16 protein-coding genes, 2 tRNA genes and 1 pseudogene are annotated in these 21733 nt (G+C 65.5%); 15 read left to right on the top strand and 4 right to left on the bottom strand.

All coding sequences use genetic code 11. The features are described 5' to 3' along the window. Nucleotides 1–8: 8 nt before the first annotated feature. The 12 genes and pseudogenes from ACSYDV_RS14160 to ACSYDV_RS14105 all read left to right on the top strand — a co-directional run bounded on the left by ACSYDV_RS14160 (nucleotide 9) and on the right by ACSYDV_RS14105 (nucleotide 14163). Nucleotides 9–536, top strand: coding sequence for a PH domain-containing protein (locus tag ACSYDV_RS14160; RefSeq protein ID WP_438324465.1), 528 nt, complete (start codon nucleotides 9–11; stop codon nucleotides 534–536). Further along, nucleotides 533–2035, top strand: coding sequence for a PH domain-containing protein (locus ACSYDV_RS14155; protein WP_438324464.1), 1503 nt, complete (start codon nucleotides 533–535; stop codon nucleotides 2033–2035). Before ACSYDV_RS14160 ends, ACSYDV_RS14155 begins: the two co-directional genes overlap by 4 nt. After that, nucleotides 2032–3801, top strand: a complete 1770-nt coding sequence (gene recJ / locus ACSYDV_RS14150) for a single-stranded-DNA-specific exonuclease RecJ (RefSeq protein ID WP_438324463.1) — start codon at nucleotides 2032–2034, stop codon at nucleotides 3799–3801. The genes ACSYDV_RS14155 and recJ overlap by 4 nt, the downstream gene beginning before the upstream one ends. Nucleotides 3802–3937: 136 nt before the next feature. Continuing rightward, nucleotides 3938–4013 (top strand) — tRNA-Glu (locus tag ACSYDV_RS14145). 51 nt (nucleotides 4014–4064) lie between these two features. Further along, nucleotides 4065–4139: transfer RNA gene (locus ACSYDV_RS14140), tRNA-Glu, on the top strand. A 347-nt stretch (nucleotides 4140–4486) separates the two neighbouring features. After that, a complete protein-coding gene (locus tag ACSYDV_RS14135) occupies nucleotides 4487–7666 on the top strand; it encodes a TonB-dependent receptor domain-containing protein (RefSeq protein WP_438324462.1) in 3180 nt (1059 codons plus the stop codon). An 82-nt stretch (nucleotides 7667–7748) separates the two neighbouring features. Beyond that, nucleotides 7749–9752 carry a tetratricopeptide repeat-containing sulfotransferase family protein gene (locus tag ACSYDV_RS14130; RefSeq protein ID WP_438324461.1) on the top strand — a complete coding sequence of 668 codons (2004 nt, stop codon included), beginning with the start codon at nucleotides 7749–7751 and terminating at the stop codon, nucleotides 9750–9752. After that, the gene (locus ACSYDV_RS14125; RefSeq protein WP_438324460.1) at nucleotides 9749–10909 is read left to right on the top strand and encodes an aspartyl/asparaginyl beta-hydroxylase domain-containing protein; all 1161 of its coding nucleotides are present in this window, start codon (nucleotides 9749–9751) and stop codon (nucleotides 10907–10909) included. The genes ACSYDV_RS14130 and ACSYDV_RS14125 overlap by 4 nt, the downstream gene beginning before the upstream one ends. Then, on the top strand, nucleotides 10906–12423 hold the full coding sequence (locus ACSYDV_RS14120) for a 2OG-Fe(II) oxygenase family protein (protein WP_438324459.1): 1518 nt from the start codon (nucleotides 10906–10908) through the stop codon (nucleotides 12421–12423). Before ACSYDV_RS14125 ends, ACSYDV_RS14120 begins: the two co-directional genes overlap by 4 nt. A gap of 5 nt (nucleotides 12424–12428) precedes the next feature. Beyond that, nucleotides 12429–12830: a hypothetical protein gene (locus tag ACSYDV_RS14115; protein ID WP_438324457.1), complete on the top strand. Its 402-nt coding sequence runs from the start codon at nucleotides 12429–12431 to the stop codon at nucleotides 12828–12830. A 157-nt stretch (nucleotides 12831–12987) separates the two neighbouring features. After that, a pseudogene (locus ACSYDV_RS14110) lies at nucleotides 12988–13056 on the top strand (zinc-ribbon domain-containing protein); the annotation flags it as partial. A gap of 6 nt (nucleotides 13057–13062) precedes the next feature. Beyond that, complete coding sequence (locus ACSYDV_RS14105; RefSeq protein ID WP_438324822.1) at nucleotides 13063–14163, top strand: hypothetical protein; 1101 nt, start codon at nucleotides 13063–13065, stop codon at nucleotides 14161–14163. A gap of 41 nt (nucleotides 14164–14204) precedes the next feature. Here the strand turns inward: ACSYDV_RS14105 and ACSYDV_RS14100 are convergent, their stop codons facing one another. Together ACSYDV_RS14100 and ACSYDV_RS14095 are read right to left on the bottom strand one after the other, a co-directional pair. Then, nucleotides 14205–14675, bottom strand: a complete 471-nt coding sequence (locus ACSYDV_RS14100; RefSeq protein ID WP_438324456.1) for a DUF3237 domain-containing protein — start codon at nucleotides 14673–14675, stop codon at nucleotides 14205–14207. A 66-nt stretch (nucleotides 14676–14741) separates the two neighbouring features. Continuing rightward, entirely contained in the window at nucleotides 14742–16928 is a 2187-nt protein-coding gene (locus ACSYDV_RS14095; protein WP_438324454.1) for a TonB-dependent receptor, read from the bottom strand. Between the two features lie 154 nt (nucleotides 16929–17082). On the opposite strand from ACSYDV_RS14095, the gene ACSYDV_RS14090 reads away from it, so the two are divergent. Continuing rightward, nucleotides 17083–18474 carry a spinster family MFS transporter gene (locus ACSYDV_RS14090; protein WP_438324453.1) on the top strand — a complete coding sequence of 464 codons (1392 nt, stop codon included), beginning with the start codon at nucleotides 17083–17085 and terminating at the stop codon, nucleotides 18472–18474. Between the two features lie 7 nt (nucleotides 18475–18481). On the opposite strand, the gene ACSYDV_RS14085 is transcribed toward ACSYDV_RS14090, so the two are convergent. Both ACSYDV_RS14085 and ACSYDV_RS14080 read right to left on the bottom strand, forming a co-directional pair. After that, nucleotides 18482–18763, bottom strand: coding sequence for a putative quinol monooxygenase (locus tag ACSYDV_RS14085; RefSeq protein WP_438324800.1), 282 nt, complete (start codon nucleotides 18761–18763; stop codon nucleotides 18482–18484). 34 nt (nucleotides 18764–18797) lie between these two features. After that, the gene (locus tag ACSYDV_RS14080) at nucleotides 18798–19715 is read right to left on the bottom strand and encodes a hydroxymethylglutaryl-CoA lyase (RefSeq protein WP_438324451.1); all 918 of its coding nucleotides are present in this window, start codon (nucleotides 19713–19715) and stop codon (nucleotides 18798–18800) included. 139 nt (nucleotides 19716–19854) lie between these two features. Between ACSYDV_RS14080 and ACSYDV_RS14075 the strand changes: the two genes are divergently transcribed. Together ACSYDV_RS14075 and ACSYDV_RS14070 are read left to right on the top strand one after the other, a co-directional pair. Then, nucleotides 19855–21030, top strand: coding sequence for a CaiB/BaiF CoA transferase family protein (locus tag ACSYDV_RS14075; RefSeq protein ID WP_438324450.1), 1176 nt, complete (start codon nucleotides 19855–19857; stop codon nucleotides 21028–21030). Further along, complete coding sequence (locus tag ACSYDV_RS14070; protein WP_438324449.1) at nucleotides 21027–21731, top strand: glutathione S-transferase family protein; 705 nt, start codon at nucleotides 21027–21029, stop codon at nucleotides 21729–21731. The genes ACSYDV_RS14075 and ACSYDV_RS14070 overlap by 4 nt, the downstream gene beginning before the upstream one ends. Nucleotides 21732–21733: the final 2 nt, after the last annotated feature.

Raw genomic sequence — 21733 nt, 5'->3', positions numbered from 1 at the left:
AGAGGGTCATGACCGACACCGCCGCTGCGCCCACCGATCCCTTCGCCCATGACGCGATCAACGCCGCCGACGGGCTCGATCCGGTCAATCCGGCCTATACCCATGTGCTGCGCGCCGCGACGGCGCTCAACATGGTGCCGCTGGCGATCGGCGCGAGCGTCTTCGACTGGCTGCTGATCCGCCATATCGAGGGGCCTTATGGGCTGATCACCGCGCTCGCATGGGTGTTCGCGGCGTTCGCGATTATCAGCTTCCCGGCGCGGCGGATGCAGCGTTGGGGTTACAAGATCGGCGAGGGACAATTGCGCGTCGCGCGCGGCTGGCTGTTCCGCACCGACACCATCGTCCCCTTTGTGCGCGTCCAGCATATCGACGTCGGTCAGGGGCCGATCGAGCGCTGGTTCGGGCTGTCGCACCTGATCGTCCACACGTCGGGGACGCACAACAGCATGGTCACGCTGCCCGGCCTCCACGCCGATCTGGCAGCCGCGATGCGCGAGACGATCCGCCGTCACATCCAGACCGACTTCGCATGAACGAAACCGCCGACCTTCCCGTTGCCGCGCCCGAGTGGCAGCGGCTGCACCCCGCGACGCTGGCGCTGGCGATCGTCAAGCTTGGTCCGCGCTCGCTCAATTTCGTGCCCGCGCTCGCCGCGATCGGCTTCGCTGGCAAGTGGGCCTATGTCGTCCCCGCGCTGCTTGCCTTTCTGCTCCTTTCGCTTGCCGCCGCGTGGCTGCACTGGCTGCGCTTCCGCTTTGCGGTCGGCGCCGATGAAGTGGTGATCGAAAGCGGCATATTGTCGCGCCAGCACCGCACCATCCCGTTCGACCGCATTCAGGACGTCGGCATCGAGCAGGGGCTGGTCGCGCGCGCGCTCGGCATCGCCAAGGTCGGGTTCGAAACCGGTGCGGGCGGACAGGAGAATGAAGCCGACCTCGACGCCATCGGGCTCGACGCGGCGCAGGCGCTGCGCACGACGATCCGCGCGCACCGCAGCGAAGCCATCGCCCCGGTGGCGGAAACGGGAACGCCCGCGACGCCCGCCGAAGACCGGCTGCTCTTTGCGATGACCCCGCGCCAGTTGCTTGTCGCCGGGCTGTTCAACTTCTCGCTCGCCGCCCTCGCCGTCATTGGCGCGGCGATGCAAGTGTTCGACAATTTCCTGCCGTTCCAGTTCAACGCCTTCAATCCCGCCGACTGGATCGACATCGCCGAGGATTACGGCCTGGATCAATGGGTGCTCGCGCATCGTTGGGTCGCCGGGTTCGGCGCAGCGATCTCGCTGCTGATGATCGGCTTTGCGAGCGGCGTCATCCTGATGATCTTCGCCAACTGGAACTTCCGCCTGACCCGCGAGCCGCGCGCGCTGCGCCGGACGCGCGGGCTGACGACGCGCACCGACGTCGCGGTGCCAGTCAAGCGCGTGCAGGCGGCGATCATCGTCACCGGATGGTTCCGGCGGCGCTTCGGCTGGCACGAGCTGCGGCTGCAAAGCCTTGCCAGCGATGGCGGGAAGGAACGCGACCATCAGGTCGTGCCGTTCGCGCAGCTGGACGCGATCGACCCGGTGCTTGCCGAGGTCGCGATGGTGCGGCCGGGCGACGACCAGCCGTGGCAGCGCAGCCATGGCATCATCGCGCTCGGCGGAGTGATCGGCGCGACTTTTGCCGCGACCGGCGGGCTGATCGCGCTGTCGCTCGGCGAACGGGCGGGTTGGCTCGCCATCCTCGCCGCGCTACCGATCGCGGTCGCTGCGCTGTTCGGTGCACGCTTTCACCGCTGGACCGATCTGGGCGATCATGTCGCGATCCGCCGCGGTTTCTGGAAACCCAAAATGACCCTCCTCCCCCATGCGTCGGTGCAAAGCGTCGACCTCAAGACCGACTTCATCCTCCGCCCGTTCGGGCTCGGTACTCTGGTGTTCGGCGTTCCCGGCGGCAGCGCGCTGGCGGCGCACGAGATTCCCGCAATCCCGCTGGGCGTCGCGAAGGATCTGCGCGATCGCATCCTGGCGGCGGGAGCCCGGCGATGAGCGGCGCGGCCCTCGGCATCACGCGATCGATCCTTGGCCAGCCGTGGCATTGGCGCCGCGCGAGCGCCGACATGGCGTCCGAGAATCTGGCCCCCGACGATCTGGTCACCCAATTGCTGCTCGCGCGCGGGGTGGCGCGCGACGATCTCGATCGCCAGCGCAACCCGACCTTGCGCGGCTTCATGCCCGACCCGTCGCTGTTTCGCGACATGGACGCCGCCGCCGCACGGCTCGCCGACGCGGTCGAGCGCGGCGAGGCGGTGACGATCTTTGGCGATTATGACGTCGACGGTGCGACCTCGGCGGCGCTGCTCGTCCTGCTGCTGCGCGCGCTCGGGCTTCCCGCGGGCGCCTATATTCCCGACCGCCTGATGGAGGGCTATGGCCCGTCGGGCGCGGCGCTGGTCAAGATCGGCGAGGCGGGATCGAAACTGGTCGTCACCGTCGATTGCGGCGCGCAGGCGTTCGAGGCGATCGCCGAGGCGAATGCCGCCGGGGTCGAGGTGATCATCGTCGACCATCACCAGTGCGCCACGACGCTTCCGGCCGCCTTTGCGGTGGTGAACCCCAACCGGCTCGATGAAGTACCTGACGCCGCTGCGCACGGCAATCTGGCGGCGGTTGGCGTCGCCTTCCTGCTCGGCGCGGCGCTGCTCCGCACGTTGCGCACACGCGGCCATTTCGCGAACCGCACCGAACCCGCGCTGATCGACCTGCTCGACCTCGTCGCGCTCGGTACCGTCGCCGACGTCGCGCGGCTGACCGGCTTCAACCGCGCGCTGGTGACGCAGGGGCTGAAGGTGATGGCACGGCGCGGCAATATCGGGATGGCGGCGCTGATGGACGCCGCACGGCTGACCAAGCCGCCAAGTGCCAGCGACATGGGCTTCGCGCTCGGCCCGCGGATCAACGCAGGCGGGCGCGTCGGAAAATCGGACCTTGGCGTTCGCCTGCTCACCACCACCGACCCGCAAGAGGCCGCCGACATCGCGGTCGAACTCAACCGTTTGAACGAGGAACGCCGCGCGATCGAAGCAGCGGTGCTCGAACAGGCGATCGAGGCGAGCGCCGCGTGCGGCAACGCGCCCGTCGCGATCGTATCAGGACAGGGCTGGCACCCCGGGGTGATCGGCATCGTCGCCGGGCGGCTCAAGGAGCGGCTCCACCGCCCCGCGATCGTCATCGCGGTCGATGAGGATGGCGTCGGCAAGGGATCGGGACGCTCGATCAGCGGGGTCGATCTGGGCGCCGCGATCCTTGGCGCCAAGGAAAGCGGACTGCTCGTCGCGGGCGGCGGCCATGCGATGGCTGCCGGGTTAACCGTCGCGGCGGACAAGATCGACGCACTCGGCGCCTGGCTCAACGACCGGCTCGCCGCCGATGTCGAGCGCGCGAGCGGCGACAAGGCCTTGCTGATCGACGCCGTCCTCGCGCCACGCGGAATTTCGCCGTTCTGGTGCGAAGCGATCGAGAGCGCCGGCCCCTATGGCGCCGGCTGGCCTGCCCCGCGCGTCGCGACCGGCCCGGTGCGAATCGTCGAATCGGGGCTGGTCGGCACCGACCATGTCCGCCTGATCGTATCGGGCGACGACGGCGGACGATTCAAGGCGATCGCCTTTCGCGCCGCCGAAACCGAATTGGGCCAGACATTGCTGAACACGCGCGGGAATCGCAAATTGTGGCTCGCCGGACGCGCCAAACGCGACGACTGGGGCAGCCGCCCCGCCGCCGAACTCCACCTCGAGGACGCTGCCTGGGCCGATTAGGAGCAGCTATGTTCTGCGATTTAGCCGGCAATAAGCGACGGAAAACCTGTCATTCACACAGTTCCGAAAAAGAGTGTCGATAGAAGCCTTGACCGCACCGACATGCCCGTCTAATGCGCCGCTTCACCGATCAGACGGCCCCTTCGTCTAGCGGTCTAGGACGTCGCCCTTTCACGGCGAAAACACGGGTTCGAGTCCCGTAGGGGTCACCATCGGTGGAGCAGGCGGTCGGCCTGCCCCTCCCGCGAAAATCCGACCTTCAAGGCCCCTTCGTCTAGCGGTCAGGACGCGGCCCTCTCACGGCTGAAACACGGGTTCGATTCCCGTAGGGGTCACCATCTCCGCATCGCTCGCTTCTCCGATGAACGGTCGGGGCCGGTTGCCCGTACCAGCCGCGGCATCCCAAACGAGAACGGGCTCCATCGGCCCGCCGACGCGCCGCGAATCGGGTCCGTTGGTTTCGGATGAAACAAAATTTCACGAGGTGTGCGCGGAACATTCCGCACGTTTCGGCCTTGTTGCAAACAAGTCACAATCGCCGACGAAACGCCAAGCCGTGCCGGAAATTACCTTTACCGCACATGAATAGGGGCTCACCCTCATGCTGTCGGGGCATTCTACTGCAATCCGATTTGCTCGCGGGATTGCCCTGGACACGCAACTACTAATGGTAGGGGATGGCGCTGTGAGTAAAATCCAATCATCGAAATCGACGCTGAAACTAAGTGGGGCTCCCTTTCTGATAGGGGTCAGCCTGCTGGCCCTTGGCTCTCCGGCCAGAGCGCAGGACGCGCCCGCGGACGAAAGCACAACAGCAGACGAAACGATCGTGGTTACCGGTTCGCGTATTCCGCAAGCCAATCTGGAGGGCGCAGCGCCGATCACCGTGGTGACGGGCGAGGACCTTAAGCTGCAGGGCACGACCCGCGTCGAGGATATGCTGAACTCGCTGCCGTCGGTCTTCGCCAGCCAAGCCTCGGGACTTGCAAACGGCGCTGACGGCACTGCTTCGGTCGACCTTCGCGGCCTTGGTACCACCCGCACCCTCAGCCTCGTCAACGGCCGGCGCCTGCTGCCGGGCGATCCCAGCCCGGGAAGCGGTTCGGCCGCGGACATCAACATGATCCCGGCCGCGCTGCTGAAGAATGTTCAGGTCCTGACCGGCGGCGCGTCGGCGACCTATGGCGCCGACGCGGTCGCGGGCGTCGTGAACTTCGTCATGGACACCGACTTCACCGGTTTCCGCCTCGACGGCCAGTACAGCGTCTATCAGCACGACAACCGCAACAAATTCATCCCGCCCCTGCTCGATGCGCGCGGCTTCGGTTATCCGCGTGGCAGCGTCGTTGACGGCGGCACGATCGACGTCACGGCGACCTTTGGCGCCGCGTTCGACGACGGCCGCGGCCACATCGTCGCCTATGCAGGTTATCGCAAGGCAAACGAGGTCCTCCAATCGCGGCGCGACTATAGCGCCTGTACGATCCAGAACACCGGCGGCGGCGCCCCGAACTGCGGCGGCTCGCTGACCAACGCCAAGGGGACGGCGCTCGTCTTCGTTCCTAACCGGGATGATGACGGCAACATCATTGCCGGCTTTACGTCGACCGCCTTCGCCTTCGAACCGGGTCGCGGTCTTTCGACCGACACAACGCGCTATAATTTCGCGCCGACCAATCATTTTCAGCGTCCCGACGAGCGTTACACCGCCGGTCTGTTCGCAAATTATGAGATTAACGAGTCGATCAAGCCCTATCTCGAATTCATGTTCATGGACGATCGCACGGTCGCCCAGATCGCGCCGTCTGGCAACTTCGGCAACACGCTGACGGTCAATTGCGACAACCCATTGATGTCGGCCGCACAGAGAGCGATTGTCTGCGCGCCGTATAATCTGATCAATGGTTATATCGGGAACTTCCCGACTGCCGTTGGAGCGCCGTACAACACCACCGACAATGGTGGCCCTGGGCCTCTTGCACCACCGCTGCTTTTTACCGGCCCGTTCGGCCAGACCTATAATCAGGCATTCATGCAGGTTCTGCGCCGCAACGTCGAAGGTGGGCCGCGCACCAGCGATTTGCAGCACACCAACTACCGCGCGGTAATCGGTACGAAGGGCGACCTCGGCAAGGCCTGGTCGTATGATACCTATTATCAATATGGTCGTTCGAACTACAGCCAGGTCTATTCGAATGAATTTTCGGTCGCCCGGCTGGGCCGCGCGCTGAACGTCGTTGATGAAGGCCTAGAGCGCACCGGGATCGCCAACGGCAATATCGTTTGCCGGTCGGTGGTCGATGGCAGCGATCCGACCTGCGTTCCTTACGATATTTTTAATGGCGCGGGTGGCGCGAGCCCCGAATCGGTTGCCTATCTCTCAGCAACGGGCTTCCAGAAGGGCTATACGTCCGAGCAGGTCTTTAACGCCTCGCTCACCGGCCAGCTCGGGGAATATGGCTTCAAGACGCCGTGGGCCGACAACGGAATCGGCCTCAACTTCGGTTTCGAGTGGCGGAAGGAATCGCTCGAACTCCAGACCGACAATGCTTTCCAGACCGGCGATCTGACCGGCCAGGGCGGTGCGACGTTGCCGCTGTCGGGCAGCTTCCGGGTCTATGAATTCTTCGCCGAAACGCAGATCCCGCTGGTCCAGGATAATTTCATCTACGACCTGACCTTCAGCGGCGGATATCGTAAATCCTATTACCGGACGAGCGCCGACCGGAAATATGATACCGATACCTTCAAGCTGCAGCTCGAATTGGCGCCGATCCGGGATATCCGTTTCCGCGGTTCGTACAACCGTGCGGTGCGTGCACCGAACATCCAGGAATTGTTCGCAACCCCGACCGTCGGCCTCAACGGCGCCAGCGATCCGTGCGCCGGTGATCCGATCACCGCGACCGACTATGGCTGCCTGGCGCAGGGCTTTACGGTCAACCAAGGGACCGCTGAAAACCCAGCAGGCCAGTATAACGGCCTGCTCGGCGGCAATCCGGACCTGAAACCCGAAACAGCGACGACAAAAACCTTTGGCGTCGTGCTGCAGCCAAGCTTCCTGCCGCGCTTCTCGCTGACCGTCGACTGGTTCGACATCAAATTGAAAGATGCGATCCAGCCACCGGCGCAAGATGCGATCCTGAAAGATTGTACGCTGAACGCCACCGCAACCTTCACGCCCTTCTCATGCAGCCTGATCAACCGCGATGCGGCCGGCTCGCTGTGGCTGACACCCGACGGTTATGTCGACAATACGCCGTCGAACCTTGGGCGCCTCCGTACCAAGGGTCTGGAAATCGGTGCCGGCTATAATCACGAGATCGGCGAAGCGGGCACCCTGTCGTTCAGCTTCAACGGAACCTATCTCGACGAATATAGCGTCGAGAACGGGATCACCGAAGCCTATGACTGCGCCGGCCTCTATGGCCCAGTCTGTTCGTCGGGCGGCACGACGGCGGGCGGTGCGATGCTGCCGAAATGGCGTCACAAGCTGCGGACGACTTTCCAGATGACGAACGGCATCGGTGTCTCGCTGCAATGGCGCCATGTCGGCAAGGTCAAGGCGGAAACCCTCAGCGACAGCCAGTCGCTGCACAGCGACGTTCGTTTCAACCCGGGCGAGCGTTTGAAGGCATATAATTATTTCGATCTGTCGACGACCTTTGCCGTGTCGGACAATTATACCTTCCGCCTGGGCGTGAACAACCTCCTCGACAAGCAGCCGCCGCTGGTGACTTCAGGCAACGCCAACGTCGACGGCACGAACCTGTGCCCGACCGGACCGTGCAACGGCAACACCTATCCGGCGGGCTACGACGCCCTCGGCCGCTATATCTTCGCGGGCGTGTCGCTGGACTTCTAAGCTTCGGCTTTTATCCTTAAGAAGGGGCGGCGGGCCTTTGGACCGGCCGCCCCTTTTTCTTTGACCTGACGGACCAGTGCATATGCTCGATTCCCGAACCGCCGACGTGCTGAAGCAGGCCGTTGGCGCTGCCCAGGCAGGTGAAGTCGAACGGGCCCGGCAGATTGCCGAAGGCGCCCTTGCGAACGGCGGCGACGGGGTGGCGCTCAACGCGTTCCTCGGCATGCTGCTGGCGCGATCGGGCGACCTTGTGGGCGCGGCGCGTCATCTTGCGGCGGCGCATCAGGGGCGGCCGTCTGATGCGACGATCGCCTGCAACCTGATCGCGGTTTTGATAGATACAGGCGAACTCGCCCGGGCATTCGATGTCGCGACGCAAGAGATCGCGCGTGCGGACCCCACGTTGCGCGTCGCGCGCTATCGCGGTTTCATCGCCCAGTCGCTGGAACGATTCCCCGACGCTGTCGAAGCCTATGAGCAAGTCGTCGCCGGGGCGCCCGACGATTTCGAAAGCTGGAACAACCTCGGCAATGCGCGGTCGGCGACCGGGGATCTGGAGGGCAGCGTCGTTGCGCTGGAAAGGGCGATGGCGCTCAATCCGCTGGCGCCGCCGACGCGGCTCAATCTGGCAGTGGCGTGGCGATCGGTTGGGCGCGATGAGGAGGCCGAGGCGCTTCTGAGGCGCACGGTCGAGGAATTTCCGGACGATGCCCGCGCGCTCCACGAACTTTATGTCCAGTATAAGAAGGAGGGGCGGCAGGACGAGGCGATGGCGGCGATCGAGGGAGCGGTTGCGCTCGACCCCGGCAATGCCAATCTCCAGCTGAAATTCGGGGTCGAATGCGGCCTGCTCAATCGTACCGAAGAGGCCGAGCGGGCGTTTCACCAAGCCATCGCCGCCGATCCGTCGATGACCGACGCCTATCTGGGGCTGACGGTTCAATATGAGCATAGCAACCGCGAAGAGGAATTTGCGCCGCTGATCGCGAGGGCCGAAGCGCATGATCTGGACGAGGGCGCGCTCGCCTTCATGCGCGCGTTCGAACATCGCCGCGCCAAGCGTTTCGAAGAGGCGCTCGCGAGTCTGGATCGGGTGCCCGCCGACATGGAGTCCGAACGGTCGACGCATCTGCGCGGCCAGTTGCTCGATCGGCTGGGCCGCATCGATGACGCGTTCGACGCGTTCAGTGCCACCGCCCGTCTGCATATGGCGTCGCCGACGCGGCCGCTCGAACGGTCGGCGGCGCTGCGCAAAAGGCTGCGTGGCGAGATCGACCTGCTGACACCCGAATGGGCGGCAAGCTGGGCCGAGACGCGTGAAGCCGCCAGCCGGCCCGATCCGGTGTTTCTTGTCGGCTTTCCGCGCTCCGGAACGACGCTGCTCGACACGATATTGATGGGCCATCCCGCAACGACCGTGCTGGAAGAGCAGCCGCCGCTGAACAATGTCGACAGGCATATCGGCGGCATGCCTGCCATTCCCGGGCTCGATCCGGCCGCGGTCGCCGATGCCAGGCGGCTGTACTTCGACGAGGTCGCCAAGGTCGCGCCCGAACCGCTCGACCCCGCCCGCATGCTGATCGACAAGTCGCCGCTGTTCCTGAGCAAGGCCGTTCTGATCCAGCGCCTGTTTCCCGATGCGCGCTTCATCCTTGCGCTGCGACACCCGTGCGACGTCCTGCTCAGCTGCTTCATGAGCAACTTCCGGCTCAACGACGCCATGTCGAACTTCCTGCGGCTGGAGGATGCGGCCGAATTTTACGACCTGACCTTTCAGCATTGGGAGCGCGCGCGCGCACTCTTTCCGCTCAACGTCCATACCATCGTCTATGAACGGCTGGTCGAGGATGTGGAGGCCGAGGTCCGGCCCTTGTTCGATTTTCTGGGGCTCGACTGGCGCGACGAGGCGCTCGACCATCGCGCGACGGCCAAGGCGCGCGGGCTGATTACCACCGCCAGCTATTCGCAGGTCGTCGAACCGATTTACAAGCGCGCGGCGGGGCGATGGGAAGGCTATCGCCGCCATCTGGAGCCGGTCCTTCCGGTGCTGCGCCCCTGGATTGACAAATTCGGATATAGGCTGTGACGGACAGGCGGGCGGCGATGCTCGCCGAAGCCGATCGCGCCCTTGCGGGGCGGGATTTCGCCCATGCCGCCACCCTGCTCGAAAAGGCGGCCGCGACCGGCGGCGGCGATGTTTCGATTTTGCTGATGTTGGCCGGCGCCTATCGGGCCGGCGGGCAGCCGGGTGCGGCGCTGGATGCCGTACACCGCGCGCTGGGCGTGAGTCCCCTCGACTTCACCGCGCTGATGCTGCGCGCCAGCCTGCTCGAACGACTGGGCGACCCGAATGCGGGTGAGGCCTGGGGCCATGCGATTGCGCAGAAGCCGGACGATGCCCTGCCGCCGCATCTCGCCGCCGTGCTGGCCGAAGGCGAACGCGTTCACGCCGCCTGGCTCAATGCACGCGGGGCGCGCTGGGCCGAAAAAATGGCGGACGCCGAAAGCCGTGCCGACGCGGAGGAAGCTAGCCGCATCGCTCGCTTCCGCAGCAATGCGCTGCGCCGGACCCGGCCCTATCATAGCGAGCCCACCCATTTTCACTTCCCGGGGCTGCGCGAACGCGAATTTCATCCGCGCAGCCTGTTTCCCTGGATCGCGAAGATCGAGGCGGCGACCGAAGCGATCGCCGCCGAACTGGACGCCGTGATGGCCGCCGAGCGCGCCGAACTGGTGCCTTATGTCCAATATGCGGCGCACCAGCCGCTCGACCAATGGCGCACGCTGAACCATAATTCCGACTGGACCGCGATCCACCTGCTGCGGAACGGCCGGCGGATCGACGCCAATGCGCGCCATTGCCCGCGGACGATGGCGCTGCTGGACGCGCTGGGGCAGCCGGTGATCGCCGGGGCTTCCCCCAATGCGATGTTCTCTCTGCTCGCGCCCGGCACGGCGATCCCGCCGCATGTCGGTTTCAACAACGCCCGGCTGGTCTGTCACCTGCCGCTGGTCGTTCCCGCAGGTTGCTGGTTCCGCGTCGGCGCCGAAACCCGCGACTGGCGGCGCGGCGAAGCGTTCGTGTTCGACGACACGATCGAGCATGAGGCGCTGAACCCCAGCGACATGCTGCGCGTCGTCTTGATCTTCGACCTGTGGCATCCCGACCTCAGCCCGGTCGAGCGCGAGGCGGTGGCCGCGCTGATCGCCAGCGATGCGGGCAGCCTGCCCGAGAGCCGATGAGCTTTGCCGCCCGGCTCGCCGCCGTCCGGGCTGGTCAGGCGAATGGGGAAGATTTCGGCGAACTCGCCCGCCACGCCCTCGACGAAGGCGAGGAAGAAGCGGCGCTGCCCTGGGTGGCCGCCGCTGCGACGAAATATAAAGCGGCGCGCTTGTGGCAATGGACAGGGCTGCTCCACCGCGCACTCGATACGCATAAGGCCGCGCTGGACGCCTTTGGCGAGGCGGCCCGGCTGGCGCCTGCCGACGTCGGCGTTGCGCACGGCCGCGCGCGCGTTGCGCTGGAGGCGGGGCTCGATGCGGTGGCGCTCTTTGAAGCCGCCGAAAGACTGGGGCCACCCAATGGCGATATATTGATCGGCCTGGCGGCCGCGCGCTGGGCCGCCGGACGCGGGGACGAGGCCGAAGCGGCCCTCGATGCGATCGTCGCCCAGGTTCCCTTATGGATACAGGGGCACAACCAGCTGGCGCAGCTCCGCGCCCTGACCGGAAAGCCGGAGCAGGCGACAGCATCCTTCGAACGCGCGCTGGCGCAGCAGCCCGACGCGGTCGCGCTTTGGCGCGGACTGCTCGACCTGCATCTGGCGCACGAGGATTATGAAGCGCAGGCGATCGTCGCAAAGCGGGCACAAGCCGCCGGACTTCCCCCCGCCCAGATTGGCGATCATCTGGCGATTTCCTCTGCCGAGCGAGGCGAAGGGGACCGCGCCGATGCCCTGTTCGCCGCCGCGCCGCCCGCCATGCAGGCGGGACTGAACCTGTGGCAGATTCGGCATTTTTTGCGGACGGGCCGGCTGACGGCGGCGCTGTCGCTGATCGACGGAGTCATCGACGGCGGCGGCGCACAGGTAACCGCGATCTGGCCCTATGCGGCAACGGCGTGGCGATTGGCGGGCGACCCCCGCCACGACTGGCTGGTCGGCGACCCCCGGCTGGTGGCCGAGGTGGATCTTTCCGACCGGCTTCCGCCGCTGGACAGGCTCGCCGCCCACCTCAGGGAACTTCATGTCGCCAAGGGTGAATATCGCGACCAGTCGGTGCGGGGCGGCACGCAGACCGACGGCCCGTTATTCTGCCGAAGCGATCCCGTCATCGCGGCCCTGCGTGCGGCGGTGGTGACCGCAGTCGAGGCCTATGTCGCCGCATTGCCACCAAGCGATGCCTGCCACCCGCTGCTGGCCAAGCGGCGCGACCGGCGCCCCCGCTTTGCCGGGAGCTGGTCGGTCCGGCTGGGCGCTGGCGGCCATCACGCCCATCATGTCCATCCCCAGGGCTGGATCAGTTCGGCGCTCTATGTCGCGCTGCCCCCGAAAAGCGCGGAAGACGCGCCCGACGCCGGATGGCTTGCCCTCGGCGAGCCTCAGGCCGCGCTGGGGCTGACACTGCCGCCAAGCCGGATGGTCGAGCCCGCGCCGGGCCGGTTGATCCTGTTCCCGTCATGGCTCTGGCACGGCACGCGGCCCTTTGGCGAAGGCGAACGCCTGACCGTGGCCTTCGACGTGGCGCCGCCGCGCTGAACCGCATGCCGACGCCGCGCAAGCGGATCGAAAAATACTTGGCCGACCCGCAATGTCGGCTTAGGCTGGCCCATCATATGCATGGAAAGGCTTTGCTCATGCCCCATGGACGCTTCACCTCCCTGACCGCGCTGCTCGGCTGCGCACTTGCGACCTCCATCCCCGCCCACGCGGCGGAAACGCCCGCCGCCCCCCCGGGAAAGCCGGCGACGACCGCATCGGCCAGCGGCGGAAAGGCGAAAAGCCGCGATCCGAACGAGGTCGTTTGCCGAAAGGAACAGGTTCTGGGCAGCCGCCTGGAAACGCGCAGGGTCTGCATGACGCGAAGCGAATGGGCCGAAGCGAACCGTGTCGATCGCGGAGCATTGGAGCGCGCGCAGATTCAGCGTGGAACATCAGCGCAATAGACGTTTCGGCCCAATCGGCGTCGCCCCCGCTTGACGGTCCATCTGTCATGGATATGGGGCGCACGACACCCGGTGCGCTAGGTCACATAATGATTATCGTATCCCCGCTATCAGTGTGGCGAGGGCGGCGTTCAGATTTGAAGGATTAGATCAAGACATGTCGAAATTTTGCTCCGAGTGCGGCTCCGCGCTTTCGCAAGGCGCGCGCTTCTGTCCGGCATGCGGAACGGCCGTGCCCGCAGCGGCCGGAGAGGCTGTGCCGCCCGCGGCCGAAATCGTTGCGCCGCCCGAGGTTGCACCGGCCCCGGTTGCGCCAGCTCCGGTTGCGCCGACCCCGGTGGTTCATGACGTCGTCGAAGCGGAAGGTGCCGCACCGGCTCCGCGCAACAACATGATCTTGCTGGGCGGTGCCGCGCTGCTCGCCGTGGCGATCGGCGGCGGCGCCTGGCTGGGCCTGTCGAGCACCGACCAAAGTGCCGAAACGACGACTGAACAGGGTGCCGAACCGGGCGAAGCCGCGCAGGAGAAGCTCGATTACTTCGCCGCTGCCGACGCCAATTTGCGCGACCGGCCGACGATCGAAGGGTCAAAGATCGTCGGATCGCTCAAGCGCGGCGAGAAGATCACCGGCACGCTCGTCGGCGACGAGCGCGGCAAACAGTGGGTGAAGGTCGACACCACGGGACAATATGTCAGCCTGGTCAATCTGTCGAAGAGCGCGCCGCCGTCGCTCGCGACGCTCGACGGCAGCGACCGCATCACCACCGGGCGATGCTCGGTCCTCGAAACCCCGGCGGCCGGGGCGGCGGTCAAGACCGCCTTGCAACCCGGCGCGAAGGTCCGGCTGATTGGTGCGACCGCCGATGGCTTTACCGAATTCGGCCTCCCCGGTGGCGGTGTCGGCTATGCGGCGACGCCCGACGCCTGCGCAACCGACCCCTCGCCGGCGAAGGGCGCGGTCGCCAATTCGCTGATCAAGTTCGATTTTCGCGATTGCGGATTCGGCCCCGAACTGGAAGCCTATTTCAAGAAAGCCGCGGACGAGCGCCTCGCCAAGGGGCTCCCTGACGACGTCGAGGAATATATTTATCCGGTCGACAAGGTCTTTCAGGGCCTGCGCGTGACCAATGTGATCATCGGCTATGAGTGGCAGGGGGTCGCCTTCGCCGATCCGGCGAGCAAGGCCCAGAATGTGTTCCGCAAGCTCGGTTTCGAAATCGACAAGGACGGCAATTTCCCCGTTCCCGACGATGTCGCTCCGAGCTCGTCGCTGCAGGCGACCAACGCGGAATCGCGCGCGCGGGGGCAAAGCGAGCTGATCTGCGGCGTCTGAGGCGCCGCAGATTCCAGGGTCAGGACCCTGCGGTCCTGACCCTAGAGCAGTTCGAACACGTCGTAGCGCACCGCGCCGCCGACGCTGGCCCCCAGCCCGACCGCGACGATGTCGTTGAGCCACGCATAACGCTCGTCGCCGGTCTCGAACATCGGCGTGGTACGAAAGTAGATTTCGGCCCTGTCGGCATCGGTCTGCGGCCCGCCGGCACGTGCATGTTTGTGCGCGACCGACAGCGGGCGCAGCACGCCGCGATAGGAGACATAGATCAGCGCGCCGTCATGGGTTTCAAAGGTGATGCGCGCGTCGAGGCGCAGCGTGTCGTTGTCGTCGATCGTCGCCCAGTCGCCGCCGCTGGGCATCACCCGGCCGCGCAGCCTTTCCCCCTCCAGCTCGCCGCCGGTCAGCGCGGCGATCATGCGACGGCCGAAATGCGCCTTGCCGACCATCTGCTGCGGCTCGGTAAAGCTGGCGCGGTACGAACAGAGATAGCGGAAACTCGGCTCGATCATCAGTCTTCATCCTGTCGGTAAAAGAAAAAGGCGCGGCGAGGAAGGGACTCCCCGCCGCGCCGCCGGTCAAATCTTGAACGCCAGCGTCGCGCCGTAAGTGCGCGGCGGAGCATAGGGGGTCAGAATCTGGCGGAACGGACCGAAATAGGTGACATAGGTCGGCACCAGTTCATTAGTCAGATTCTTGCCCCACAGCGACAATTCCCATTCGTCGCCGGGGCCCGTGATCGACAGCCGCGCATCGACATTGTCGTGGCTTGGCCACAATTGCTGCGGGATGTTCGACGCCTCGAAATAGGCATCGTCGACCCAGCTGTAATCGACGCGGAGTTTCGCGGTCAGGTCGCCGATCGGCGTTTCATATTGGCCGCCGATGTTGAACTTGTTCTTCGGCGAGCGCGGCAGGCGGTTGCCGGTATAGGCCTGTCCCGGGATCGCATATTCGGTGAATTTGGCGTCGAGATACGCATAGCTGCCGTCGATCTGCAGCCCCTGCACCGGCCGGGCCACGACCTCGACCTCGGCGCCGCGAATGCGCGCCTTGGCGGCATTGCTGACGACGACGCAGCATAGCGGGACGAGCTGCGAAATCTGAAGGTCCGAATAGTCGGTCTGGAACGCCGCGACGTTCAGCCGCAGCTTGCGGTCGAACCAGTCGGTCTTTGCGCCGACCTCATAGCTCCACGCGAATTCGGGATCATAAGGGGTCGAGGCGCCCGCCGCGGTTCCCGACAAGCCCTGAAAACCGCCGCTCTTGTAACCGCGCGCAACCGAAGCATAGACGAGGATATCGTCGCTCGCCTTCCAGTTCAGCGCCGCACGCGGGGTGAATGCCTTCCACTTCTTGGCCCCGGTCACGTCATAACCGGCCGCCGATCCCAGCGGTGGCGGCACGCCCGGACCGTCGTCGATCTTGAAGCCCGCAAAGCGCCCGCTCTTGCGTTCCCACGTCATGCGCGCGCCGATGGTCGCGGTCAGCGAGGGGACGATTTCATAATCAAGCTGACCGAATATGGCGACGCTGCGCGCATTGACCGATTGCGGATAGAGACCGATTCCCGAGCCTGCGGGGGTTGGAAACTGCTGAATCTGCCCCTGCACGCGATCGTTATTTTCCTTGAGGTAATAGACCCCGGTCTGACCGCTGAGGCGCCCGTCGAACGCTTCGAAAGAGAGACGCAGTTCCTGACTGAACTGGCTGTTGTCCTCCTCACCGAAATCGGTCGATTCGATCTGGGTGGGCGGATTGACCGGGTTGCTGAAAAAGGCGGTTTCGAATTCAAAATCGACCTTGCGCAGCGCGGTCAACGAGGTGAGCGTCCCGAAAGGCAGGTCGAGGTTGATTTCGGCCGAATAAGCCTCGATCGTCCGCTTGATAAACCCGTCGGTATAGGCGTTGACGACGCGCGGGTCGGGGTTGATCCCGACGCAATGGACGCCGCCGTTGAAGCTGGTGTCGCAATTGTTATGGCGCGGATTGCCGCGCTGATCCTGATGCGAAATATCGGCGCGCAGGATGATGTCGAGCGTGTCGCTGGGCTGGAAACGCAGCGCGGCGCGCGCCGTGGTCAGATTCTGATCGTTGACGTCGTTTCCGGTCGTCTCGTTAAACTCATAGCCGCTGCGCTGCTTGTGCGAGAAACCCGCCGACAGGAAGACCTTGTCGGTCAGCGCCATATTGCCGCGTGCGACCACGCCGACCTTGTCGTAATTGCCGTAGGTGCCCTCGAAATAGAAGCTGTTGTCGGCCGACGGCTTGCGGCTGACGAACTGGACGAGCCCGCCGATCGCATTTTTGCCAAACAAAGTGCCCTGCGGCCCGCGCAGCACCTCGACCCGTTCGAGGTCGAGCGCGTCGAGGTCGGGGGTGCCGCCGCGCCCGGCATAGACGCCGTCGATGAAGACGACGACCGACGGGTCGCCGCCGGCATTCTGGCTGATGCCGGGAGGGCTGCCGATGCCGCGCATCGCGAAATTGGTGTTGATCGGATCGACCGCGCTGACCGCGAGCCCCGGGGTGCGGGTCGCGATATCGGCGACCGTTTCGATGTTGCTGGCGCGTAGCTGGTCCGAACTGAAGGCGGTGACCGAGACCGGCACATCCTGCAATTTCTGTTCCTGGCGCTGCGCGGTGACGATGATGTCGCCGCTGCTGTCATCGGCCGCTTCCTGTGCCGCGGCGACGCCCGGCATCGCCAGCAAGGCCACGCCAGTCATCAGCCATGCAGACGGATTCCACCTCTGTTCGGACATTTGCTCTCTCCCATATGTGTCGCCGTAGCGCGCGCCCGATCATGCTTGACTGTCAGCGCTTTTATTGCTTAGTTAGCTAAGCAATAAAAGCTGCTATATAGCAGCATTCTCCGCCTTGCAAGGGGCGGTCGCCAACGCGAGGAACGGGAGAGTTATGGCAGCGCAAAGCGCGGGCAACGGGCCCCTGGAGTCCATTGAAAGCCCGGCGGCGGCCAGCCCGCCATGGCCGCGTCCGGCGTATAGCTGGTATGTCGTCGGCGTTCTTTTGCTCGCCTATACATTGTCGTTCGTCGACCGGATGATCCTGAGCCTGCTCGTTGCACCGATCCGCGCCGCGCTCGACATTTCGGACACGCAGGTCAGCCTGCTCATCGGCCTCGCCTTCGCGCTTTTCTATACGCTGCTAGGGCTGCCGCTGGCGTGGATCGCCGACCGTTACAACCGGCGCAACCTGATCCTGATCGGGATCGCGGTGTGGAGCTTCATGACCGCAGGCTGCGGCTTTGCCGGGAGTTATGCGACGCTGTTTGCCGCGCGCATGGGGGTCGGGGTCGGCGAGGCGACGCTGTCGCCTGCGGCCTATTCGCTGCTCAGCGACTATTTCCCGCGCGACAAGCTGGCGCGCGCGATGGCGGTCTATTCGATCGGGGTGCCGCTCGGCGCGGGGATCGCGCTCATCCTCGGTTCCTTCGTCGTCCAGGCGGTGCTCGCGGCGCCGATGGTCGAGGTGCCCTTCTTTGGCGCGATGGACGCCTGGCGGCTGATCTTTGTCTGGGTCGCCGCGCCGGGACTGCTGATCGCGCTGTTGATGCTGACCGTGCGCGAACCGCTGCGCCGCGGCCTTCGCGCACCCGTGCCGAGCGCATCGGCCGCTCCGGCGCCGGGCCTGATCGCCCACCTCCGGACCCAGCGCGTCGCACTGGGCGCGCTGTTCGGGGGCATGTCGCTGATCGGGCTCGTCATGTATGGCGCGATCGCGTGGATCCCGACCTTCTTCGCACGAACCTATGACATGAGCGTCGGCGAGGCCGGGCTGTGGTTCGGGATCATCATGGCGGTCGGCGGCACGATCGGGCTGCTCGCTGGCGGCTCGCTCGCCGATCGCCTCTATGCGAAGGGCGTCGCCGACGCCCATCTGCGCGTCATGCGGCTGTCGATACTGCTCGGCGGCCCGCCGCTGCTGGCGGCGGCGCTGATGCCCGATTCGACCCTCGCCTTTGTCATGCTCGCCATCGCCTATCCCTGCATGACGATGCACGGCGTCGGCGGTGTCGCGCTGCAACTCATCACCCCGAATGAATATCGCGCGCGGATGACCGCGCTGTATTTCTTCGTCGTCAATCTGATCGGGCTGGGCTTCGGGCCGATGCTGATCGCGCTGCTCACCGACAATCTGTTCGAGGATGATGCGGCCTTGCGCTATTCGATCGCGACCGTCGTGGCCGTCGCGCTGCCGGTCGCGGCGGTCATCCTGACATGGGGCTTCAAGGGATTTGCCCGCGACCTTGCGCGCATGTCGGCCGAGGCGGAGGCCGCCCCGGCCTGACGGGGATTCAGTTCAGCGCGTCGAGAAATTCGACCTCGGGCGCGGCGCCGAGATGCGCGGCGAGTGCGGTGCGGATTTCGGCGAAATGCGGGGTGTTGGGGTGCTCATCGAGCGCCGCCTGCGACGCATAGACTTCCATGAGCTTGTAGACGCCCGCCTCGCTGCGCGAGCGGGCGACGCGATACATCAGGCACCCCGGTTCGCCCGCGAGCACCTTCGCCGCGCCTTCGGTCAGCGCCGCGCCCAATTGCTCATCATGGCCCGGTTTGGCGGTCAGCCTGGCAATCACTGCGATCAAAATCTCTCTCCTCTACTTATGTTTTTCAGTTTTGGGGGACGGGCGGGAAGGCCGGCGCCTTGCTGACCATCGCGGGGAGCGGGCGGCCCATCACGCCGGTGAACCACCCCGCCGCGTCGACGATCGCGGGCAGGTGCAGCCCGGTCGCGATGCCGCCGCGTTCGAGCATATAGACGACGTCCTCGCTCGCCACATTGCCCGCCGCGCCCGGCGCAAAGGGACAGCCGCCGAGGCCGCCGAGCGACGCATCGACCGTCGCCGCGCCCTCCGCCACCGCCGCCCAGACATTGGCGAGGCCGCTGCCGCGCGTGTTGTGGAAATGCACCCGCACGGGCAGACCGCCGACGGCTTCGCGGACGCGGCCGACCATTTCGGCGACCTGCGACGGCACGCCGACGCCGATCGTATCGGCGAGCGCGATCTCGCGCGGGTTCGCTTCGGCGGCGCGCTTTGCCATTTCGACGACGCGATCGATCGCGACCTCGCCCTCGAACGGACAACCGAAAGCCGTCGCAATCGTGATCTGACCGCTGCGCCCCGCCGCCTTCGCCAGCGCGACGATCTCCATCGCAGCGGCCAGCGATTCATCCGATGTCTGACGCTGATTGTTGATCCCGAAGGTGTCGCTCGTCACGCACACCGCGCCCAGTTCGTCGATCCGGCCGGTCGCCAGCGCGCGCTCGGCACCGCGCTGGTTGAGCACGAGGCCGATATAGGTCACGTCGGCGCGGTCGGGCAGCAGTGCCACCAATTCTTCGGCATCGGCGAGTTGCGGGACGCGGCGCGGATTGACGAAGCTCGTCACCTCGATCCGGCGCGCGCCATAAGCGATCGCGCGCGCGATGAGTTCGGCCTTGTCGGCGGTCGAGACGATCGCCGCCTCATTCTGCAGCCCGTCGCGCGGGCCGACCTCGACCATTTCCACACCCATATCTGTCGTCATCACGCCATTTCCGCTTTCGTGCCTGATTTAGCCGGTTGCAAATTACATAGCATACTAAGTATATCATCGCCATGGGCGGCGACAAATTTTGTCGATGCGGATAAGCCGATACGCCAGATTACCGCCCGAAGGGAGCGACATGACAGAGAAACATGGCAGCGGGGGAGCGCTGGAGGGCCTGCGCGTGGTCGAGATGGGCCAGCTGATCGCAGGCCCGTTTTGCGGGCAATTGCTGGGCGACATGGGGGCCGAGATCGTCAAGCTCGAGCCGCCGGAGACGGGCGATCCGATGCGCCATTGGGGTCAGGGGGACACCCCCAGCTGGTGGCGCGTGATCGCGCGCAACAAATATTCGGTCGCGGTCGATCTGCGATCGGGGGAAGGCCAGGAACTCGCGCGCGCGCTGATCGCCAAGGCCGATATTCTCATCGAGAACTTCCGCCCCGGAACGCTTGAGAAATGGAATCTCGACCCCGCTGAACTGCGCAAGACCAACCCCGGGCTGATCGTCGTGCGCGTGTCGGGTTACGGCCAGTCCGGCCCCTATTCGTCGCGCGCCGGTTTCGGCGGGATCGGCGAGGCAATGGGCGGATGGCGCGGGATCGTGGGCTATCCCGACCTTCCCCCCGCGCGCATGGGGGTGTCGATCGGCGACACGCTCGCCGCCACTTACGGTTGCATGGGGGCGCTCGCCGCGCTCCACCATCGCAGCAAGACCGGCGAAGGCCAGATCGTCGATTCGGCGCTGTATGAGGCCGTGCTGCAGGTGATGGAATCGACCGTGTCCGACTATTCGGCGAGCGGCACCAAGCGCCGCCGCACCGGATCGACCCTGCCCGCGATCGCGCCGTCGAACGTCTATCCGTGCAGCGACGGCGAATATCTGATCGGCGCCAATCAGGACGGCGTCTTCGCGCGCCTCGCCGAAGCGATGGGCCGGCCCGAACTCGGGAGCGACGAACGCTATGCGACCCACCTGGCACGCGGGGCGCGGCAGGAGGAACTCGACGCGCTGATCGGCGAATGGACCGCGACGATGACCATCGCCGAACTCGAAGCGAAGATGATCGCGGCGGGCGTCCCCGCAGGGCGTATCTTCGATGCCGAGGATATGCTGGCCGATCCGCATTTCGCGGCGCGCGAAGCGCTGGTAACGGTCGACGACGAAGAATTGGGCGAGATCCGGATGCAGGGGGTTTTCCCCAAGCTGTCCGCGACCCCGAGCAGCGTCCGCCGTCCGGCCCCACTCACCATCGGACAGGATGGACCCGATGTTCTGAAACGCTGGCTCGGCCGCGATGGAGCGGACGCATGATCACCCTCTATGGCGGCCCCACCCCCAATTCGCGCAAGATCGCGATCGCGCTCTTGGAAATGGATTTCGCATGGCAGGTCGAACCGATCGACATTCTGGCCGGCGACCAGCTGACCCCCGAATTTCTGGCGCTCAACCCCAACAACAAGACCCCGGTCATCGTGGATGACGAGGGGCCGCACGGGCCGGACTTTGTGTTGTGGGAGACGGGCGCGATCCTGCTCTATCTGGCCGAAAAGAGCGGGCGCTTCGTCCCCGCTGATCCGGCCGCGCGCGCGACCTGCTGGCAGTGGCTGATGTTTCAGGTGTCGGGGATCGGCCCGATGTTCGGGCAGGAGGTGCATTTCACCCATTATGCAAAGGACCGGCACGAATATGCGATCGCGCGCTATAGCCGCGAGGTCGATCGGCTGATGATGGTGCTCGACAAGCGGCTGGGCGAGGCCGAGTGGCTGGCGGGCAGCGATTACAGCATCGCCGACATGGCGATGCTGCCCTATCTGCCGCGCCAGCTTGCCGAAAAGGCGGGACGCTTTGCGAACGTCGAACGCTGGGCCGCCGCCATGTTCGCACGCCCCGCGGTTGCCGAGGGGATGAAGTTCGGGGTCGCGCGCGCCGAAACGATCGCGGGCGGCCTGACCGGCTTTACCGACGAGCATCGCGCGATCCTGTGGGGTGATCGCCAGCACGTCGCGAGGTAATT

This window comes from Sphingopyxis selenitireducens (genome assembly GCF_051550705.1).
Classification (GTDB): Bacteria; Pseudomonadota; Alphaproteobacteria; order Sphingomonadales; family Sphingomonadaceae; genus Sphingopyxis.
This window is presented reverse-complemented; position numbering and strand designations above follow the sequence as displayed.